Origin of the sequence: Streptomyces sp. NPDC046876 (assembly GCF_040645035.1) — a bacterium.
GTDB lineage: Bacteria > Actinomycetota > Actinomycetes > Streptomycetales > Streptomycetaceae > Streptomyces.
On the sequence record NZ_JBEYXK010000019.1, the window covers coordinates 12,745 to 32,677 of the forward strand.

The 19,933-nt window shown below is 71.9% G+C and carries 20 protein-coding genes and 1 riboswitch; of the genes, 9 read left to right on the plus strand and 11 right to left on the minus strand.

Features of this window, described 5'->3' with window-relative positions:
* Positions 1–153 precede the first annotated feature (153 nt).
* From ABZ924_RS13810 to ABZ924_RS13855, 10 genes are all read right to left on the minus strand, one after another.
* Positions 154–1,011, minus strand: a complete 858-nt coding sequence (locus ABZ924_RS13810; protein ID WP_361907890.1) for a thioesterase family protein — start codon at positions 1,009–1,011, stop codon at positions 154–156.
* A gap of 58 nt (positions 1,012–1,069) precedes the next feature.
* On the minus strand, positions 1,070–1,726 hold the full coding sequence (locus ABZ924_RS13815; protein WP_361907891.1) for a trimeric intracellular cation channel family protein: 657 nt from the start codon (positions 1,724–1,726) through the stop codon (positions 1,070–1,072).
* Between the two features lie 937 nt (positions 1,727–2,663).
* Complete coding sequence (locus ABZ924_RS13820) at positions 2,664–3,767, minus strand: dipeptide ABC transporter ATP-binding protein (RefSeq protein WP_361907894.1); 1,104 nt, start codon at positions 3,765–3,767, stop codon at positions 2,664–2,666.
* 5 nt (positions 3,768–3,772) lie between these two features.
* Entirely contained in the window at positions 3,773–4,795 is a 1,023-nt protein-coding gene (locus tag ABZ924_RS13825; protein ID WP_361908070.1) for an ABC transporter ATP-binding protein, read from the minus strand.
* Between the two features lie 92 nt (positions 4,796–4,887).
* On the minus strand, positions 4,888–5,889 hold the full coding sequence (locus tag ABZ924_RS13830) for an ABC transporter permease (RefSeq protein WP_361907897.1): 1,002 nt from the start codon (positions 5,887–5,889) through the stop codon (positions 4,888–4,890).
* A gap of 140 nt (positions 5,890–6,029) precedes the next feature.
* A complete protein-coding gene (locus ABZ924_RS13835; RefSeq protein ID WP_361907900.1) occupies positions 6,030–7,793 on the minus strand; it encodes an ABC transporter substrate-binding protein in 1,764 nt (587 codons plus the stop codon).
* 41 nt (positions 7,794–7,834) lie between these two features.
* Positions 7,835–8,827, minus strand: coding sequence for an ABC transporter permease (locus ABZ924_RS13840; RefSeq protein ID WP_361907903.1), 993 nt, complete (start codon positions 8,825–8,827; stop codon positions 7,835–7,837).
* Positions 8,828–9,450: 623 nt separating this feature from the next.
* Positions 9,451–10,191, minus strand: coding sequence for an enhanced serine sensitivity protein SseB C-terminal domain-containing protein (locus ABZ924_RS13845; RefSeq protein WP_361907906.1), 741 nt, complete (start codon positions 10,189–10,191; stop codon positions 9,451–9,453).
* A gap of 83 nt (positions 10,192–10,274) precedes the next feature.
* Positions 10,275–11,009, minus strand: coding sequence for an enhanced serine sensitivity protein SseB (locus tag ABZ924_RS13850; protein WP_361908073.1), 735 nt, complete (start codon positions 11,007–11,009; stop codon positions 10,275–10,277).
* Positions 11,010–11,111: 102 nt separating this feature from the next.
* Positions 11,112–11,756: an AAA family ATPase gene (locus ABZ924_RS13855; RefSeq protein WP_361908075.1), complete on the minus strand. Its 645-nt coding sequence runs from the start codon at positions 11,754–11,756 to the stop codon at positions 11,112–11,114.
* A gap of 314 nt (positions 11,757–12,070) precedes the next feature.
* Positions 12,071–12,174, plus strand: a riboswitch (glycine riboswitch).
* A gap of 173 nt (positions 12,175–12,347) precedes the next feature.
* Here ABZ924_RS13855 and gcvT point away from each other — a divergent pair.
* The 7 genes from gcvT (at position 12,348) to ABZ924_RS13890 (ending at position 18,748) form a co-directional block, all read left to right on the plus strand.
* Positions 12,348–13,463, plus strand: a complete 1,116-nt coding sequence (gene gcvT / locus ABZ924_RS13860) for a glycine cleavage system aminomethyltransferase GcvT (RefSeq protein ID WP_361907909.1) — start codon at positions 12,348–12,350, stop codon at positions 13,461–13,463.
* A gap of 80 nt (positions 13,464–13,543) precedes the next feature.
* Complete coding sequence (gene gcvH, locus ABZ924_RS13865) at positions 13,544–13,924, plus strand: glycine cleavage system protein GcvH (protein ID WP_361907912.1); 381 nt, start codon at positions 13,544–13,546, stop codon at positions 13,922–13,924.
* 16 nt (positions 13,925–13,940) lie between these two features.
* The gene (glyA, locus tag ABZ924_RS13870) at positions 13,941–15,197 is read left to right on the plus strand and encodes a serine hydroxymethyltransferase (protein ID WP_361907915.1); all 1,257 of its coding nucleotides are present in this window, start codon (positions 13,941–13,943) and stop codon (positions 15,195–15,197) included.
* Positions 15,198–15,488: 291 nt separating this feature from the next.
* A complete protein-coding gene (locus ABZ924_RS13875) occupies positions 15,489–16,871 on the plus strand; it encodes an L-serine ammonia-lyase (RefSeq protein ID WP_361907918.1) in 1,383 nt (460 codons plus the stop codon).
* A 310-nt stretch (positions 16,872–17,181) separates the two neighbouring features.
* The gene (locus tag ABZ924_RS13880; RefSeq protein WP_361907921.1) at positions 17,182–17,493 is read left to right on the plus strand and encodes a hypothetical protein; all 312 of its coding nucleotides are present in this window, start codon (positions 17,182–17,184) and stop codon (positions 17,491–17,493) included.
* Positions 17,494–17,712: 219 nt separating this feature from the next.
* Positions 17,713–18,120, plus strand: a complete 408-nt coding sequence (locus ABZ924_RS13885; RefSeq protein ID WP_361907924.1) for an SsgA family sporulation/cell division regulator — start codon at positions 17,713–17,715, stop codon at positions 18,118–18,120.
* A 94-nt stretch (positions 18,121–18,214) separates the two neighbouring features.
* The gene (locus ABZ924_RS13890) at positions 18,215–18,748 is read left to right on the plus strand and encodes a hypothetical protein (protein ID WP_361907927.1); all 534 of its coding nucleotides are present in this window, start codon (positions 18,215–18,217) and stop codon (positions 18,746–18,748) included.
* A gap of 151 nt (positions 18,749–18,899) precedes the next feature.
* On the opposite strand, the gene ABZ924_RS13895 is transcribed toward ABZ924_RS13890, so the two are convergent.
* Positions 18,900–19,034: a hypothetical protein gene (locus ABZ924_RS13895; RefSeq protein WP_361907930.1), complete on the minus strand. Its 135-nt coding sequence runs from the start codon at positions 19,032–19,034 to the stop codon at positions 18,900–18,902.
* Positions 19,035–19,282: 248 nt separating this feature from the next.
* Between ABZ924_RS13895 and ABZ924_RS13900 the strand changes: the two genes are divergently transcribed.
* Positions 19,283–19,573: a hypothetical protein gene (locus ABZ924_RS13900; protein WP_361907933.1), complete on the plus strand. Its 291-nt coding sequence runs from the start codon at positions 19,283–19,285 to the stop codon at positions 19,571–19,573.
* Positions 19,543–19,917: a tetratricopeptide repeat protein gene (locus ABZ924_RS13905; protein ID WP_361908078.1), complete on the plus strand. Its 375-nt coding sequence runs from the start codon at positions 19,543–19,545 to the stop codon at positions 19,915–19,917. Before ABZ924_RS13900 ends, ABZ924_RS13905 begins: the two co-directional genes overlap by 31 nt.
* Positions 19,918–19,933 lie beyond the last annotated feature (16 nt).

Consider the following 19,933-nt stretch of genomic DNA (forward strand, 5'->3'; position numbering starts at 1 on the left):
CCTGATTCTACGAGCCTGCGGGCACCCCGGACCCACGGCGTCCCCCGCCCGCGGGCCCGGGCACCGACCCGCCGCACGCGGACCGGCCCCGGCCCCCTCGCACAGGGGCCGGGGCCGGGGCCGGGCGGCGCAGCCGCGGTCCGCGGCGCCGGGTCAGCCGCGCGGGGCGCGGGCCAGCTGGCGGGACTGGGCGACCAGGCGGCCGGCGGAGTCCCAGACCTCGGCGTCCTCCTCGAGGAAGCCGCCGGCCAGGTTCCGGGTGGTGATGGAGATCCGCAGCGGGCCGGGCGCCGGGCGGTGGCGGACGTGCGCGGTCAGCTCCACGGTCGGGCTCCAGCCCATCAGCCCCAGGTCGAAGCAGGTCGGCGGCAGGGCGTCGACCGCGAGCAGCAGCGACAGCGGGTCCGCGTCCCGGCCGTCGGCCAGCTCGAACCAGGCCCGCATCTCGCCCTTCCCGGACGGCGCGCCGAGCGCCCAGCCCGCGGTCGCCGGGTCCAGCCGCAGCCGGAGCCGGTCGACGATGGCGTTGCTGCCGGGGATCGGGGCGGCCGGTCCGGCCTCCGGCCCGAGGCAGTCCTCGTACGCGGGGATCGCGGGCGGGACGGCGGTGGTGCGGACGTCGTCCGGCAGGGCGGCGAGGTCGCCGTAGGAGGCGACGACGCGGATCCGCTCGACCTCGTTGCCGTCGGCGTCGAACTGGAACAGGGAGGCCTGCCCGGTGGACAGCGTGCGCCCGACCCGGACGACCTCGGTGCGGATCACGGCGGGCCCGGGTTCGGAGGAGGTCAGGTAGTGGGCGGAGACGGTGAAGGGGTCCGGGTGCGGCAGGGCCGCCGACAGGGCCCGGCCGACCAGGGCCAGCAGGTAGCCGCCGTTGACGGCGGTGATGATCGTCCATCCGGCGGAGAGCTCCGCGTCGTACACGCCGGGCTCGCCCGCGCGGGCGGTGACGGTGGTGTCGCGGTCGAACTCGCTGTCGCCGATGGAGGCCTGGGCCGCTGCGTATGCCATGCGATCGAGCCTACAACGCAAGGCTACTAAGCGGTAGCTTTTCTTTGTGGCCTGCAGGTTACGGTTCCTCGGCCACCGAGGAGCGGCGGTTCCAGGCCAGCGGGGCCCGCCAGTGGAACTGCATCGCGAGCAGCCGCAGCACGAAGGTGGTGGCGATCGCGAAGGCGGTGGTCGCGGCCCCCAGCACTCCGAAGGCGATGAACACGGCGATCATCGAGGCGCCGACGACGGCGGGCACGGCGTACATCTCGCGGTCGCGCAGCAGCGAGGGCACCTCGTTGGCGATGACGTCGCGCAGCACGCCGCCGCCGACGGCCGTGGCCGTGCCGAGCGCGGCGGACGCGGTGAGCCCGAGGCCGTACTCGTACGCCTTGGTGGTGCCGGTCACGCAGAACAGGGCGAGGCCGGCCGCGTCGAAGACGTTGATCGCGCGGTTGATCCGCTGCACCTCGGGGTGGAGGAAGAAGACGAGGGCCGCGGCGATCAGCGGCGTCACGAAGAAGCTGAGCTCGCCGAAGGCGGCGGGCGGGACGGCGCCGATGACGAGGTCGCGGAAGAGGCCGCCGCCGAGGGCGGTGACCTCGGCGAGGACGGCGATGCCGAAGACGTCGAAGTTCTTGCGTACGGCGAGCAGGGCGCCCGCGGTGGCGAAGACGAAGATGCCCGCGAGGTCCAGGGCGTGCTGGATGCCGGGCGGGAAGAGATCGTGGAACACCGCCCCATTGTGCCGTCCGCCTGCCCGGCACCCCACGGGACAGCCCCGCCTCCGACTCCGAGTCCCGGCCCCGGCCCCTCCGGCCCCGCGCCCTTCCGGCCTCGCCGGCGTTTGAGCCGCGGGGCTGGGGCGCCCCAGAAGCCCAACCGGCTCCGCCGCCACCTGAGCCGGGGGCCCGGCAACTCCAGCCCCGCCGGCCTTCGAAGCCGCGGTCCGGAAACTCCAGCCCCGCCGCGTTTGAGGCGCGGGTCCGGGGCAGCGCCCCACAAGCCCAGCCGGCTCCGCCCGCGCCCGGGACCGGGGTCGGCAACTCCAGCCCCGCCGACGATTGAGGCGCGGGGCCTGGGGCGGCGCCCCAGAAGCCCAGCCAGCTCCGCCCGCGCCCGGGACCGGGGTCGGCAACTCCAGCCCCGCCGGCGATTGAGGCGCGGGGCCTGGGGCAGCGCCCCACAAGCCCAGCCGGCTCCGCCCGCGCCCGGGACCGGGGTCGGCAACTCCAGCCCCGCCGGCGATTGAGGCACGGGTCCGGGCGGAGCCCGGTGCCCGGCGGAGCCGGGATCCTTGGGGCTCCACCCCAAACCCCGCGCCTCACACGCCGGCGAGGCTGGAATGCCCGGACCCCGGCTGCGAAGCCGGCGGAGCCGGGGTTGATGGGCTCCGCCCCAAACCCCGCGCCTCAAACGCCGGCGAGGCTGGAATGGCCAGACCCCGGCTGCGAAGGCCGACGGAGCCGGGGTTGCTGGGGCTCCGCCCCAAACCCCCGCGCCTCAAACGCCGGCGAGGCTGGATTGTGCCGACCCTCGGCTTCGATGGCGATGCTGGATTGCCGGCCCGCTTCGAAAGGCCCCGGCTGCGGAAGCGGGCTGCGGGGGATGGCCGACGGCCCGGTCGCCGACCGCTACTCGGTGACCGGGCCGTCGGACGGCAGTGCCCCGGGCTACACCGCGGCGGCCGGCGCGTCCGGCAGGGCCGGGTCGCCGGGGGCCAGGTCGGGGGCGTTCTCGGGGTGGTGGCAGGCGACCTGGTGCCCCGCCTCCGGCGTCACCGTAGGCGGCTCCTGCACCGCGCAGATCTGCGTGGCCTTCCAGCACCGGGTGTGGAAGCGGCACCCGGCCGGCGGCGAGATCGGCGAGGGCACGTCGCCCTTGAGCAGGATGCGCCCGCTCTTGGCACCGCGCCGGCGCGGATCCGGCACCGGCACGGCCGACAGCAGCGCCTTGGTGTACGGGTGCATCGGCTTCTCGTACAGCGAGGTACGGTCGGCCAGCTCCACGATCTTGCCGAGGTACATCACCGCGATGCGGTCCGACACGTGCCGGATGACCGACAGGTCGTGCGCGATGATCACGTACGTGAGGCCGAGCTCCTGCTGGAGGTCGTCCAGCAGGTTGACCACCTGGGCCTGGATCGACACGTCCAGCGCCGAGACCGGCTCGTCCGCGACGACCAGCTTCGGCTTCAGGGCCAGGGCGCGGGCGATGCCGATGCGCTGGCGCTGGCCGCCGGAGAACTCGTGCGGGTAGCGGTTGTAGTGCTCGGGGTTGAGGCCGACCAGCGACAGCAGCCGCTGCACCTCCGCCTTGAGGCCGCCCTCCGGCTCGACGCCCTGGAGCTTGAAGGGAGCGCTGACGATGGTGCCGACGGTGTGCCGCGGGTTCAGGGAGCCGTACGGGTCCTGGAAGATCATCTGTACGTCGCGGCGCAGCGGCCGCATCCCGGCGACGCCGAGGTGCGTGATGTCGCGCCCCTCGAACTCGACCCTGCCGCCCGTGGGCTCCAGCAGGCGGGTGATGAGCCGGCCCATCGTGGACTTGCCGCAGCCGGACTCGCCGACGACGCCGAGGGTCTCACCGCGCCGGACGTCGAAGTCGATCCCGTCGACGGCCTTGACGGCCCCGGCCTGCCGGCGCAGCAGCCCCTTGTTGATGGGGAAGTGCTTGACCAGGCCGGTCACCTTCAGCAGCGGCTGCTCCTCGGCGGCCGCTGCCGTCTGCTCAGCCGTCTGCGCGCCGGACTGCGGGGCGCCGTCCTTCTTCTTCATGTCGGTCACAGCTTCGGCGCAATCTCTTCGGTCCAGATCCGGTTCCGCTCCTCGGAGGACATGTGGCAGGCGGACCAGTGCCCGCCTCCGTCCTCGGTGAGCTCCGGCCGCCGGGTGCGGGTGATGCCGCCCTTGGGGACGTCGGCGTACGGGCAGCGCGGGTTGAAGGCGCAGCCGCTCGGGATGTTGATGAGGCTGGGCGGCGAGCCCTTGACCGGGATCAGGCGCTCGGTCTGCTCGCGGTCGATGCGCGGCATGGAGCCGAGCAGCCCCCAGGTGTAGGGGTGGCGGGGCTCGTAGAAGACCTTCTCGGCGCTGCCCCGCTCGACGCACCGGCCGCCGTACATCACGAGGATGTCGTCGGCCATCTCGGCGACCACGCCGAGGTCGTGCGTGATCATGATGACCGCGGAGCCGAACTCCTTCTGCAGGTCGCGGATCAGGTCGAGGATCTGCGCCTGGACGGTGACGTCCAGGGCGGTGGTCGGCTCGTCCGCGATCAGCAGCTCGGGGTTGTTGACCAGCGCCATCGCGATCATCGCGCGCTGGCGCATGCCGCCGGAGAACTCGTGGGGGTAGGCGTCCACGCGCCGGTGCGGCTCGGGGATGCCGACCCGGTCGAGCATCTCCACGGCCCGCTTGCGGGCGGCCTTCTTGTCGCCGCCCTGGTGGGTCAGGTACGCCTCGACGATCTGCTTGCCGACCGTGTAGTACGGGTGCATCGCGGACAGCGGGTCCTGGAAGACCATGGCCATCTTCCGGCCGCGGAGCTTGCGCACGTGGTCGGCGTCGGCCGAGACGAGGTCCTCGCCGTCGAGCACGACCTGTCCCGAGATGTGCGGGCGGCTGCGCGCGTTGCCGGTGCGGTGCAGGCCCATGATGGCCAGCGAGGTGACCGACTTGCCGGAGCCGGACTCGCCGACGATGCCGAGCGTCTTGCCGCGCTCCAGGTCGAAGGAGAGCCCGTCGACGGACTTGACCAGGCCGTCGTCGGTCGGGAAGTGCACCTTGAGGTCGCGCACCGACAGGAAGGCGCCGTCGCGCGGGCCGGCCTGCTCGGGGACGAACGCGGGGCCCTGGGCCGGGGCTCCACCGGGGCGGGAGGTGGGGTTGTTCTCGGTCACGTCAGCCTCACGCGCGGGTCGATGACGGCGTACAGCAGGTCCACGATCAGGTTGGCCAGCACCACGAAGAGGGCGGCGAGCAGGGTGACGCCCATGATCACGGGCAGGTCGCCCTGGCCGATGGCGGCGACGGCCGCCGTTCCCAGACCCTGGAAGTTGAAGGTCGTCTCGGTGAGCACCGCGCCGCCGAGGAGTCCGCCGAGGTCGAGGCCGAACATCGTGACGATCGGGGTGAGGGTGGAGCGCAGGGCGTGCTTGCGGATGACCACGCCCTCCTTGAGGCCCTTGGCCCGGGCGGTGCGGATGTAGTCCTCGCCGAGGACCTCCAGCATCGTGGCGCGGGTGATGCGGGCGTAGGTGGCGGCGAAGAGGAAGGCCAGGGTGACCCAGGGCAGGATCATGGCGTTGAGCCATGCCAGCGGATCCTCGGTCAGGGGTTTGTAGTTGGAGACGTCCAGCCAGCCGAGGCTGTAGACGAAGATGGCGGGGGCGACCATGCCGGTGAAGAAGATCGGCAGGGAGACGCCGGCGAGTGCGCCGACCATGACCGTGCGGTCGATGGCCGTGCGGCGTCTGAGTGCCGAGACCACGCCGGTGGCGACGCCCGCGAGCACCCAGATGACCGCCGCGCCGAGGGCGAGCGAGAGGGTGACCGGCATGCGGTCGACCATGGTCTCCCAGACGGGTGCCTCGGTCTTGAAGGAGTAGCCGAAGCAGGGCGCGCTGCAGTGGGTGATCTCGGTGCCGCCGTCGTAGTCGCGGCCGGCGAAGATGCCCTTGACGAAGGTCAGGTACTGCTCGGAGATGGGCTTGTCGAAGCCCATCTTCACGCGGATGCCCGCCAGGGCGGTCTCGTTGGTCTCGCGGCCGGCGTACATGAGCGCCGGATCGCTGCCCGTGATCTTGGGGACCGCGAAGAAGATGCCGAAGGTGACCACGGAGACCACCAGCAGCGTGGCGACGACGTTGAACAGCCGCCGTATGAGGTAGACGAGCACTGCAGTCGGCCGCCCGGGGCGGGCGGCTGCCGTCCCTCGTGGGGACGGCAGCCGCCGCCTGCGGCCTTCACCTGCCCTTCGGACTAGCGCATGTGCGGTGAAGGCACTTGCCTGTTGTTACGTGACGACTCGGGCTGTGGCTACTGCTTGATGCCGACGGTGGCCAGGTCGATCTTGCCCATGGAGTCGTTGAAGTAGACGTTCGTCAGACGCGGGTTGTGGTAGACGAAGGCCTTGTCGAAGTTGATGGGGAGGTAGAGCGCCTTCTCCATCACCTTCTGGTTGATCTGGGTGTAGAACGGGGCGGCGGCGTCCGGAGTCGCGGCGGCGGAGGCCGACTTGAACAGCTGGTTGATCTCCGGGTCGTTCGTCATCGTGTAGTTGTTGTTGCCGTTCGGCTGGATGAACGAGCCGTCGACCAGCGGCTGGAGGAAGCCCGCGCCGGAGTTGTAGTCGGCGCCCCAACCCATGACGATGATGCCGTAGTTCTTCTTCTTCACGTTCTCGGGCGAACCGATCGTGGAGGAGGAGAGCTTGCCGTCGTACTGGTCGATCGTGGCCTTGATGCCGACCTTGGCCAGCGACGCCTGGAGCGACTCGGCGGTCTTTACCTCGGGGGCGCGGTTGTTGCGCACCGCGATGGTGGTCTCGAAGCCGTCCGGCTTGCCGCAGGCCTTGAGGGCCTCCTTGGCCTTGGCCTCCTGCGGCTCGCCCTTGGTCAGGTTCCACGGGTCGTACTTCTTGTCCGAACCGGGGATGCCGGGCGGCAGCATGTTCGCGCCGAGGTCACCGCTGGTCGGGCCGCCGCGGGCGGTCTGCAGGGACTTCGGGTCGGCCGCGTAGATGACGGCCTTGCGGCACTCGATGTTGTCGAACGGCGCGACCGTGGTCGGGAAGGCGAAGTAGCGGATGTAGCCCGTGAAGGGGTTGTCCGCGTTCTTCTTGAGGTTCTCGTCCTTCAGGATCTTGTTCTTCGCGGCCTGCTGCACGCCGGTGCCGTCGATCGCGAGGTCGATGTCACCCGACAGCAGACGCGCGTCCATGTCGTCCGGGTTGGTGGTGACCGTGAAGGAGACCTTGTCCGGCAGACCCTTGCGGATCGTGTCCGTCTTCGGGTCCCAGTTCTCGTTGCGGACGAAGGTGGCGCCCTTGCTCGCGGTGAAGCTCTCGATCTTGTAGGGGCCGGTGGAGACGGGCTTGTTGGTGTACGTCGCACCCGTGTCCTTGGCCGCCGGGACCGGCGAGGAGGACGGCATGGCCAGCAGGTAGCTGAAGTCGGAGTCCGGGTTCGCCAGGTTGAAGACGATCGTCTTGTCGTCCGGCGTCTGGACGGACTGCAGACCCATCTTGCTGGGGTCGGTGTCCTTGTACGGGCCGGGGTACTTCTGGCCCTGGTCGAGCTTGTCGATCAGGTAGGTCGGGCCGCCGGAGAGGACGTCCTGGGCGAAGACGCGCTCGATGCCGTACTTGATGTCCTTCGAGGTGATCGGCGTGCCGTCCTCGAACTTCACGCCGTCCTTGAGCTTGACGGTGTACGTCTTGCCGTCGTTGCTCAGGACCGGCAGGGCCTCGGCGAGGTCCGGGACGAGCTTGCTGCCGGCCTCGCCGGGCTTGCTGTCGTACGCGAGCAGCTGACGGACGTAGAGGCGCTGGATGTCCCAGACGAAGCCGTAGTAGGCACGCGCCGGGTCGAGGTAGTCGACGTCCTGCGGCGACCAGAGCTTGAGCTCGCCGCCCTTGGCGTCCGAGGGGTTCACCATGGTGGTGGTGGCGAGGTTGAAGGCGGCATTGCCGCCGCCCTTGCCCTCGGTCTTCTTGTCGCCGTCGTCGCCACCGCACGCGGCGGTCAGGGACAGGGCGGCGATCACGGCGGTGATCGCGAGTGCCTGCTTTCTGCGGATCACGGTGGTCCAACCTCCAGAGGTGGGTGAAGCGGTGAATCGGTTCAGCTGCCCTTGGGGTCGAGTGCGTCACGCAGCCCGTCCCCGAAGAGGTTGAACGCCAGGACGGTGATGAAGATCGTGATACCGGGAACCACCATGTACATGGGGTCGTCCTGGTAGATGGGGACGGCGTCGGAGAGCATCTTTCCCCAGGACGCGGTCGGCGGCTTGACGCCGGCGCCGAGGAAGCTCAGGGCCGCCTCCGTCAGGATGTTGGTCGGGATGATCAGCGTCGAGTAGACGAGGATCGGCGCGACCAGGTTGGGCAGCAGCTCCTTGATCAGGATGTAGCCGCGGCCCGCCCCGAGGCTGCGGGCGGCCTCGACGTACTCGCGCTCCCTCAGGGAGATCGTCTGGCCGCGGACGATACGGCCGATGTACGGCCATCCGAAGAAGCCGATCACGATGATCAGTACGCCCATGCGGACGCCCGAACCCTCGAACCCCCAGAGGGAGTTGGGGACGACGGAGACCAGGGCGATGGTGAACAGCAGCTGGGGGAAGGCCAGCAGCAGGTCCATCAGGCGGCTGATGATGCCGTCGATCCAGCCGCCGAGGAACCCGGCGAGCGCGCCGAGCAGGCTGCCGATGACGACGGAGACGAAGGCCGCCAGGAAGGCGACGACCAGGGAGATGCGGGCTCCGTAGACGATCCGGCTGAAGACGTCGCGGCCGTTGGTCGGTTCGACGCCCAGCAGGAAGTCGGAGCTGATGCCGCCCCAGGAGCCGGTCGGCGTGCCGAGATCCGGGTCGATCAGGTCCTCGTGGAACTCGTTGGGCGGGTGGCCCAGCAGGCTCACGATCTGCGGCGCGAAGACCGCCACCAGGATCAGCAGGATCACGATCACGCCGCCGGTCAGCGCGATCTTGTCGCGCTTGAGCCGCATCCAGGCGATGCGGCCGGGCGAGCGGCCTTCGATGGCCTTCGCAGGGACGTCGGCTACGGACACGGGTGCGGGTGATTCCGCGCTCGTGTCGTGCAGTGGTGCCGTCATCGTGGTGGGGACCCCTCTCGGCCGACGGGTTGCCGGCCCATGCCCGCCGCTGTGGCGGCGTTGGTGCGGAGTGGCGCTCGAGTGCGTGGTGACACGCCAGGACGCGTGCTGAGGTGCAGGAAGTGCTTGAAGTGCAGGAAGTGCTTGAAGTGCGGTGCTTTGCGGTGCTTTTGCGGTGCGAGTGCGGTGCGGTTGCGGTGCGCATGACAGTTCCGTGCGCGGTGCAGGAGCGGTGCAGCAGTGGTGCAGAAGTTGTGCAGAGAGCCAGGTGAAACAACAAGCGCGGTGCATGGGCCGGACCTGGTCCTGGAGGACTGACCGGCTCTTGGGTGGGGAGTCTTCATCGGGGCTGCGATCAGCCGCCAGACCCGCAGATGAATGGATGCGCAACCGTGATGTGAGGGTCCGATTCCCGTTATCCGGACTCCGCTGCCACCTCAGCGGAGCAACACCATCCAGTCGGTACGCAAACGGACATGGCGCCCAACTGACGTCAGGGCCATGTCTTTTGGGCCCTCAACAGCGGCCAAATCCGGACAAGCCGAAGGCCGCGGGGAACCGGTGTTCCCCGCGGCCTTCGGCTCGCGCGACAGGAGGAGTCTCAGGGGTCGAACGACCCCGGATCAGTAGACCGGGGCCTGGCCCTCACGGTCGTAGAACGGCCGCGTCTGTGACCGGAGCCACATCGCGACGGGGTCGTGCTCGTCGGCCAGCGCCACCGTGCACACCGGCACGCCCTCGGGCACGGCGCCGACGGACTGGCGCATCATCTCCCGTACGGATTCCAGCGCGGGCGCGGAGGCGTCGTACAGGTCGAGCCCCACCGCGAGGTACGGCGAGCCCAGCGCGGGCTGCACCCAGGCGCGGCGCAGCGAGCGCACGGCGGGCGTGCGGTGGGCGTGCTGGGTCAGCAGCCCGTAGAACTGCGGGAGCTCCAGGGCGGGCTCGGACAGCCGCAGCGGGCCGGCGGGCATCCGTTCCAGGCCGGTGGCGATCCTGCGCAGGTCGGCCCAGGGGATGCCGAGGCCGCCGCCTTGGGCGTGCGGGTTGAGCCACAGGCCCCAGCGGTCCGGGTACAGGGCGCGGGCGATGTCCCGCCCGGTGACGACCTCGTAGCCCCGGTTCCAGCCGCTGGCGGCCAGCTCCTGGGGGGAGGTCACGCAGGGCGCGTATCCGAGGCCCTCGAGCTCCATGCCGCCGTACTGGGCGTCGGGCGAGCCGGGGCTGCCGTGCCAGAGCAGCATCCACAGCCGGCCCTCGGCGAGCGCGTGCAGCAGTGACTCGTAGTTCTCGTAGCGCCCGGGAGTCACTTGGCGCATCATGTGCTCGACCTGCCCGGCCGCGGCCGTGCCTGACGCACTCACCCGGTACCCCTCCTCGTCCGCCACGTCGTCCGCCGTGTCCGGGCCGCCCGTGCGGCCCGCAGATGTAACCAGCTTAAGCGGCCCTAGGGCAGGTAGAAGGGGCGTACGCGCGTAACGATGAAGTCGACCACCGGGTCCTCGGCGGCGTCGAGCAGGATCAACTGCACCGGCCAGGGCGCCGGGACGCGGGCCAGGGCCCGGCCGAGGGCCTCGAGCGGGGCGTTTCGCATCGCGGCGTCCCGTCCCGCCAGCCGGACACCGATGTACAGCTCGGGCGCGCCGCCCTCGACGCTGGCGAGGCAGCGGTGCGCCGCGGTGACGACGCCGGTGGCCCGGAACTCCTCGGCCGCGGCGGCGAGGAAGTCCACCGGATCGTCCTGCCAGTCGGGCTCGAAGAGGCGGACGCGGCCGCCGGTGGCGGGTCCGTCGAGCTCGGTCCGGCCGACCCGGCACAGCTGGGCGACGGCGGCCGGGGGCAGCGGGACGCCGACGGCGCCCTCGGGGTTCACGGCGATGCCGAGCTGCGGGGGCAGTCCGCGGGCGAACTCCACGGCCGGGGCGACGGCGAAGTCCATGCCGGGGCCGACGCAGGCGCGGAACTGGCTCTCGGAGCTGTAGACGGGGACGTACGGCGCGCCGCCGATCTCCATGGTGGGCAGGGTCAGGGACGCGCTGTCCGGGCCCCCGCCGCCCGGCAGCGGCACCCACACGCTGCTGCGGCCGAGCGCCTCGACGATCCGCGCGCCGGCCTCCGGCACGCCCAGGGCCGCCCCGAGCACCTGCTCCAGCTCGTTCTCCGGCCACCCGCCGCCCTGCATGCCCGCCTCCGCTTCCCGTTCCCGCACGTGGTGTCGCCCGAAGGGTAGCCCCCCGCGCGGCACCCGCCGTCCCGCCCCCGGCCGCGGGCTGCGGATCCGCGTTCAGGCGGCGCCGCGCGGGTCGGGGCGGAAGGCTATGCGGTCCAGGCGGGCGGCCGCCGCACGGTCGAGCAGCACCACCGAGGCGCAGCCCGCCGGGAGGGGGCCCGTCTCCGCGGCCCGCAGCAGGCGGTCCACCGCCGCGCGGTGGCGGGAGAAGGCGTACGAGGAGACCCCGCGGCCGCGGGCCTCCTGCCCGGCCAGGGCCTCCTCGGGGGACGTGTCCAGCAGCAGCAGGTGCAGGGCCCGGCCGCGGCGCCGGGCGGTCGCGGCCAGCAGGGCGCGCACCCAGCTCTGGGTGCCGCAGTCGTGGACGACCACCGAGGCTCCGGTGCGCAGGACCCGCCACAGCCCCCAGTAGTGCGCGATCCGCACCAGCGGCCGGTACGCGGCGTAGGGCAGGGCCGCGGGCACCCGCCGCTCCCAGCGCTCGCGCACGTCCTGCGAGTCGATCCCGCCCCCTCGCGCGGCCCGCTTGATCAGGGTGCTCTTCCCGCCGCCGGGCAGGCCGGAGACCACGACGATGTCCCCCTCGGCGAAGCCGAGCCACTGCGGTCCGCGCACGCCCCGCCCCCGCAGGTCGCGCACGGGCCCGCCGGCGGCGGCGGGACGGGCTGCCCGCCGCGGCTGCGCGGGCAGCCCGTCCACGGCGCCGGCCCTGGCCCCGCCCGTCGCCAGCGCTCCGAATCTCCGCACGGTGATCGCCTCCCCCCGAATGCGGGTCACAGGACCCCTTGCCCACTGAATGTAAAGAGACGGTAATCCGGCGGCCCCGGTTGCGGCCGGGCCGTCCGACCACCGGGACGGGCGTACGCACGCGGCCGCAGGCACACGACCAGACGAACGCGGCCGTACAAACACGGCCGTACCGCGAATCACACAGTCTTTCGGGGCCGCCCGCCCGATTCCCGGCAGGGCGTGCAATGATGTGCGCCATCTGGACCAACTGCATACCGGCCGCTTGAATCCGCGCGGGAGAGTCCCGGCAGGCCCCACGGCCTCGCCCGGGCGCCGAAGGAGCAAGTACCTCCCTTGAATCTCTCAGGCCCCGTACCGCGTGGATGAGGCAGATCTGAAAAGCGAGCCGCTCCCCCTCCGCCGCGGGCGGAAAGGGGTGTGCTCCACCCAAGGTGCAAGTCGGTGTTCCCCCGGAACTCTCGGCGAACCTCTCAGGTTCCGATGACAGATGGGGAGGAACGTCCTCGTCATGTCATGCCCTGGGACCCGGGAGCCACACCCATGAGCACTGCACCCCGCCTGACCGCACTCGATGCGCTGCACCGTTCGCTCGGTGCGACCATGACCGACTTCGCGGGCTGGGACATGCCGCTGCGGTACGGCAGCGAGCGCGACGAACACAACGCCGTGCGCACCAAGGCCGGCCTCTTCGACCTGTCCCACATGGGCGAGATCACCCTGACCGGCCCCGAGGCCGTCAAGGCCCTCGACTACGCGCTGGTCGGCAACATCTCCACCGTCGGCGTGGGCCGCGCCCGCTACACGCACATCTGCCAGGAGGACGGCGGCATCCTCGACGACCTGATCGTCTACCGCCTGGCCGACACCGAGTACATGGTGGTCGCCAACGCCTCCAACGCCCAGGTCGTCCTGGACGCCCTGACCGAGCGCGCCGCCGGCTTCGACACCGAGGTCCGCGACGACCGCGACGCGTACGCGCTGATCGCGGTGCAGGGCCCGGAGTCCCCCGCCATCCTGGCCTCCCTCACCGACGCCGACCTGGACGGGCTGAAGTACTACGCCGGCCTGCCGGGTACGGTCGCCGGCGTCCCGGCGCTGATCGCCCGGACCGGCTACACCGGCGAGGACGGCTTCGAGCTGTTCGTCTCCCCCGAGCACGCCGTGGAGCTGTGGCAGGCGCTGACCAAGGCCGGCGAGGGCGCCGGCCTGGTCCCGTGCGGCCTGTCCTGCCGCGACACCCTGCGCCTGGAGGCGGGCATGCCGCTGTACGGGCACGAGCTGACCACCGACCTGACCCCGTTCGACGCGGGTCTGGGCCGGGTCGTGAAGTTCGAGAAGGAGGGCGACTTCGTGGGCCGCGCCGCCCTGGAGGCCGCCGCCGAGCGGGCCGCCACGAAGGCCCCGCGCAAGCTCGTCGGCCTGGTCGCCGAGGGCCGCCGCGTCCCGCGCGCCGGGTTCCCGGTCGTGGCGGGCGGCGAGGTGATCGGCGAGGTCACCTCCGGCGCCCCGTCCCCGACGCTCGGCAAGCCGATCGCGATGGCGTACGTCGACGCGGCACACGCCGAACCCGGCACCTCCGGCGTCGGCGTGGACATTCGCGGTACGCATGAGCCGTACGAGGTCGTCGCCCTGCCGTTCTACAAGCGGCAGAAGTAACCCTCGTCCGCCGGCCGAGCCGTCTCGGTACGCAAGACCACTGTTCGTTCGCACTCCCCCGCATCCAGGAGAATCAGGCCATGAGCAACCCCCAGCAGCTGCGTTACAGCAAGGAGCACGAGTGGCTGTCGGCCGCCGAGAACGGCGTCGCGACGGTCGGCATCACGGAGTTCGCGGCCAACGCGCTCGGTGACGTCGTCTACGCCCAGCTCCCCGAGGTCGGCGACACGGTGACCGCGGGCGAGACCTGCGGCGAGCTGGAGTCGACCAAGTCGGTCAGCGACCTGTACTCCCCCGTCACCGGCGAGGTCGTCGAGTCCAACCAGGACGTCGTGGAGGACCCGGCGCTCGTGAACACCGCTCCGTTCGAGGGCGGCTGGCTGTTCAAGGTACGCGTCACGGAGGAGCCGGCCGACCTGCTCTCCGCGACGGAGTACGACGCGCTCACCGCCGGAAACTGACCCACAGGGGATCGAGATGTCCGTTCTGAACACCCCTCTCCACGAGCTTGACCCGGACGTCGCCGCCGCCGTCGACGCCGAGCTCGTGCGCCAGCAGTCCACCCTGGAAATGATCGCGTCGGAGAACTTCGCTCCGGTCGCCGTCATGGAGGCCCAGGGCTCGGTCCTGACCAACAAGTACGCCGAGGGCTACCCGGGCCGCCGCTACTACGGCGGCTGCGAGCACGTCGACGTCGTCGAGCAGATCGCCATCGACCGCATCAAGGCGCTCTTCGGCGCCGAGGCCGCGAACGTCCAGCCGCACTCCGGTGCGCAGGCGAACGCCGCCGCGATGTTCGCGCTGCTCAAGCCGGGCGACACGATCATGGGCCTGAACCTGGCCCACGGCGGTCACCTGACCCACGGCATGAAGATCAACTTCTCCGGCAAGCTCTACAACGTGGTCCCGTACCACGTCGGCGAGGACGGCCAGGTCGACATGGCCGAGGTCGAGCGCCTCGCCAAGGAGTCCAAGCCGCAGCTGATCGTCGCCGGGTGGTCCGCCTACCCGCGCCAGCTGGACTTCGCCGCCTTCCGCCGCATCGCGGACGAGGTCGGCGCGTACCTGATGGTCGACATGGCCCACTTCGCCGGCCTGGTGGCCGCGGGCCTGCACCCGAACCCGGTGCCGCACGCCCACGTCGTCACCACCACCACGCACAAGACCCTCGGCGGTCCGCGCGGCGGTGTCATCCTGTCGACGCAGGAGCTGGCCAAGAAGATCAACTCCGCGGTCTTCCCCGGTCAGCAGGGCGGTCCGCTGGAGCACGTGATCGCGGCCAAGGCGGTCTCCTTCAAGGTGGCGGCCTCGCCCGAGTTCAAGGAGCGCCAGGAGCGCACCCTGGCCGGCGCGAAGATCATCGCCGAGCGCCTGGTCCAGGACGACGTCAAGGCCGTGGGCGTGGACGTGCTGTCCGGCGGCACCGACGTGCACCTGGTCCTGGTGGACCTGCGCAACTCGGAGCTGGACGGCCAGCAGGCCGAGGACCGCCTCCACGAGATCGGCATCACGGTCAACCGCAACGCCATCCCGAACGACCCGCGGCCCCCGATGGTCACCTCGGGTCTGCGGATCGGCACGCCGGCGCTGGCCACCCGCGGTTTCGGCGCCGAGGACTTCACCGAGGTCGCCGACATCATCGCGGAGGCGCTGAAGCCGGCGTACGACGGCGAGGCCCTCAAGGCGCGCGTCTCGGCGCTCGCCGCGAAGTTCCCGCTGTACCCGTCGCTCTGAGGCCACGGCTAGGAGGCCCGGCCTTGTGTCACACAGGGCCGGGCCTTTCCCATGGCCCGGGGTCGCAGTCCTGGACGTCGGGACCGCGAAAGCCGCCGTACAGGCCGGCGTAACCGACCCCTCTGCGAACTGACGTACGCTGATTAACCGGGCAGGGGCGCCCACGAGGTGATCTTTGCCCGCAATCCCTGCAAAGCCCGCCCCCTCCGTCGGCCGCCCGCTACGCTGCGTGAGCGACTGGACGGGTCCGTTCCCCACCACCATGGGGATGTCCCCCGGGAGTCCACCAAAGTGGCCATTTCCGTTTTCGATCTCTTCTCGATCGGCATCGGTCCGTCCAGCTCGCACACCGTCGGCCCGATGCGGGCCGCCCGCATGTTCGTGAACCGGCTGAAGAAGGACGGCGTCCTCGCCCAGACCGCCTCGGTGCGCGCGGAGCTGTACGGCTCGCTCGGTGCGACCGGACACGGGCACGGCACCCCCAAGGCGGTCCTGCTCGGCCTGGAGGGCCACTCCCCCCGCACCGTGGACGTCGAGACCGCCGACGACGAGGTGGAGCGCATCCGCCAGACGGGCCGGCTGCGGCTGCTGGGCACCGAGATAGGAAGCGCCCACGAGATCGCCTTCGACGAGCCGAGCCAGCTGATCCTGCACCGGCGCCGGGCCCTGCCGTACCACGCGAACGGCATGACCCTCTTCGCGTACGACGCCTCCGGCGCCCCGCTGCTGGAGAAGACGTACTACTCGGTCGGCGGCGGCTTCGTGGTGGACGAGGACGCGGTCGGCGAGGACCGGATCAAGCTCGACGACACCGTGCTGAAGTACCCCTTCCGCTCGGGCGACGAGATGCTGCGCCTCGCCAAGGAGACCGGCCTGTCGATCTCCTCCCTGATGCTGGAGAACGAGAAGGCCTGGCGGACCGAGGAGGAGATCCGCGCCGGCCTGCTGGAGATCTGGCGCGTCATGCAGGCCTGCGTCGCCCGCGGCATGTCCCGCGAGGGCATCCTCCCCGGCGGCCTGCGGGTCAAGCGCCGGGCCGCCTCGACGGCGCGGCAGCTGCGCACCGAGGGCGACCCGATGATGCACCGCAGCGAGTGGACGACGATCTACGCGATGGCGGTCAACGAGGAGAACGCGGCGGGCGGCCGGGTCGTGACGGCCCCGACGAACGGCGCCGCCGGCGTCCTCCCCGCGGTCCTGCACTACTACGTGAACTTCGTGCCCGGCGCGGACGAGGACGGCGTGGTCCGCTTCCTCCTCGCCGCGGGCGCCATCGGCATGCTGTTCAAGGAGAACGCCTCGATCTCCGGCGCCGAGGTCGGCTGCCAGGGCGAGGTCGGCTCGGCCTGCTCGATGGCGGCCGGCGCCCTCGCGGAGGTCCTCGGCGGCACCCCCGAGCAGGTCGAGAACGCGGCCGAGATCGGTATGGAGCACAACCTGGGCCTGACCTGCGACCCGGTCGGCGGCCTGGTGCAGATCCCGTGCATCGAGCGCAACGGCATGGCGGCGGTCAAGGCCGTCACCGCGGCCAAGATGGCCATGCGCGGCGACGGCTCCCACAAGGTCTCCCTGGACAAGGTCATCAAGACCATGAAGGAGACCGGCGCCGACATGAAGATCAAGTACAAGGAGACCGCCCGCGGCGGCCTCGCGGTCAACGTCATCGAATGCTGACCCGGCTGACGGTCTGATCCGGCTGTCGGTCCGACCCGCCTGGAGGGCCCGGCGCACACGGTGCGCCGGGCCCTTCCGTCGTGCCGGTGCAACGGGCCCGACACCGGCTCCGGTGGGGCAATCGCCGGGGATTGTCCGGGTGTTGAGGTTTGGGAGGGGGTTGGTCACGCTTCAGGGCGAACCGTGCCGACAGGGCTGGTTGGGGGGTGATCTTCTGCGCCATGGTGATCACGTGACGTCGCGGCCACACCCCCGGCGGCCGGCCAACCGCCGTGAACCGCAGCCCTTTTGCGTAATGGAGGACTTCACCATGGCAAGCATCCGCACCGCCCGTGTGATCGCCGCGCTCGCAGCGCTCCCCCTCGCCGTCGCGCTCTGCGCCGGCACCGCCCAGGCCGACAACGGGGCCGGGGCGGGGACGGCGTCGAACGCCTCCGTCGGCGAGATCTTCGCCAGCGGCGTCGCCGGCTGCAACGCCGGCAACTCCGCCACCGTGCAGCAGGCGGCCACCGGCTCCGGGGCCTCGAACCAGGGCAACGGCTCCCAGGTCAACGGCGCGGACGCCACGGTCGTCGGCCAGGGCAACGGGCACGGGGTGTTCACCTTCGGCCCCCTGCCGTAGCCGCACGGTGACCCAGCGGGCCCGTCTCTCCCCGGGGAGGCGGGCCCGTGCGCGTTCCTGTGGGAAGAGGGGCCCACGGGCCCCCGCAGTGGGGACCTTCGGCCCGGCGGGTGCGGGGCCCGCGTGGACTAGCTTCCGGGAGAGGGTCCTCCGTCCCCACCGTTCCCTCAGTTTCTTCCGTTCCCCTCCCCCTCCCCGCTGCAGAGAGGCGCACCGCCCATGACCGGCATCGAGCACCGCGTCCTTTCGATCCGACTGGAGGGCGCCGCGCGGCCCGTCCCCCTGCTGGCGGCCTTCACGTACCGCTGCGAGCGGCCCTACGAGCTCACCCTCGACTTCGAGGGCGGCGGCAGACACATCGCCCGGTGGGTGTTCTCCCGGGACCTGCTGCTCGACGGCGAGAGCCGCACCACCGGCGAGGGCGACATCCGGGTGTGGCCGGGGCGGCGCGGCAGCGAGCCGCGGGTGTGCCTCGCCTTCAGCGGCGGCGGCCGGAGCTGCGTGGTCTCCGCCCGCGCGAAGGACGTGCGGGCGCTGTGCCGGCGGCTGGTCGAGCTGGTGCCGCGGGGCGAGGAGCCGCGCCACTACGACCTGGATGCGGAGGTCAGCGGACTCCTGTCCCGTTAGTCCGATTTCTTTTGATTTGCCGGAACCGTGCGTGCGCCGGGTGTGTCCTCAGCAGTGACAGCAGTCCCCGTCTCAGAAGGAACAGGGGGACGTCATGAACCACCTCCGCCGCCGGCAGACCGTGGCCCTGGCCACGGGGGCCCTGCTCACCGCCGGGATCACCCTCGCCGCACCGGCCTCCACCGCCGCCGTCCCGGCCGCGGCCGGCGCCGTGCACGCCGGCGCGCCGACCCCGCTCGTCGTCAATGCCCGCTGGGCCGGGCACTGCTCGTACGACCGGATCGTCATCGACCTCAGGGGCCGGGTGCCCGACGTCACCGTCACCCGCGTCCCGAAGCTGGTCCACGACGGATCCGGGAAGCCCGTCCCGCTCGCCGGCAAGTACTTCCTGCAGATCCGCCTGCATCCCGCCGCCGCCCACCTGGAGGACGGCAGGAGCAGCTACCGCGGCCCCACGCTCGTCAGGACGCACCTGACGGCGCTGCGGGGCCTGGCGCTGACCGGCGACTTCGAGGGGTACGTGACCTTCGGCGCCGCCTTCGACACCAAGCCGTCCTTCACCTCGTTCAAGCTGCACTCCCCCGAGCGGTTCGTCCTCGACGTCGCGCACCGCAACGTGTGCTGCTGACACGGGCATCCGGGCCGACCGCCCGGCGGTTACGCCGCCGGGCGGCCAGACGGCGGGCGGTCACGCCGCCGGCTCGCCGGGCCCGACCGGGACGCCGCCGTGGACCTGCCCCTGCTGGACGAGGCGAGCGCCCTCGCCCTGCTGGGCGGGATCACCGGCGCACCGCGTCGCGGCCGAGCCGGAGGCCGCCCGCCGGCTGGTCCGGCTGGTCCGGCTGGTCCGGCTGTGCGGGCGGCTGCCCCTCGCGCTGCGGATCGTCGGCGCCGAGCTGGCCGCGCTCCCCCACCGGGAACTCCCCCGCCTCGCCGCCTGTTTGGAGGAGGAGCGGGCCCGCCTCGACGTTCTCGACGGGGTGCGGGCAGGGCGGCTCCTCGACTACCGCGCGCTGCCCGCCCCGGCGCAGGCCCTGCTGCGCGGCCTGGGGCTGCTCGACGCCCCGGACTGCACCGCCTCGGCGGCCGCCGCCGAGGAGGCCCTCGACGCCCTGGTGGCGGCGGGGCCCGGCCCGACGGCCGCCTGCGTCCCCGCCCCGGCATGCTGGCCGGGCCGCGCGCCGATCCGGTGCGCTGGCTGGGGGCCGAGCGGGACGCCCTCGCCGCGACCGTACGGCAGGCCGCGCGGGTGGACCCGTACGCCTGCCGGGAGCCGGCGGCGGCCGCTGAATACGTCTTCGATGTGCGCAGCGACCTGGCCGGCTGCCAGGCGCTCCAGGAGGCGGGCCTAGCCGAGGCCCGCTCCGCCGACGACCGCACCGGGGGCAGGCGCACGGCCCGCGCGGCATCGGGCAGGTCCTGCTGGCCCGCGGCCGCACGGACGAGGCCCTGACAGTCCTGCGCGAGGCGCTGGCCGTGGCGGAGTCGGGCGGGGCTTCCTCGCCCCGGATGTGCATGCTGCGCTGGGTCGCGGACGCGCACCGCATCGCCGGCCGCCGCACCGAGGCGGAGGCCGCGTTCCGGGAGGTCCTGGCCTTCACGGCGGGCTGCGGCGACCTGGAGCCGAGCCTGGTCCGGGCCCTGGCGGTACCGCCCCTGGCCCGCGCCCTCCTCGCCGCGGGCGACCCGGCCGCGGCCCGCCACCTGCTGGAGAAGGCCGTAACGGGCTGCCGCCGCATGGACCCCCGCCGCCTCCTGACCCAACCAGAGTCGGCCCTGGCGGAGTTGTCGACGTAGCAGTCGACCGGGCGAG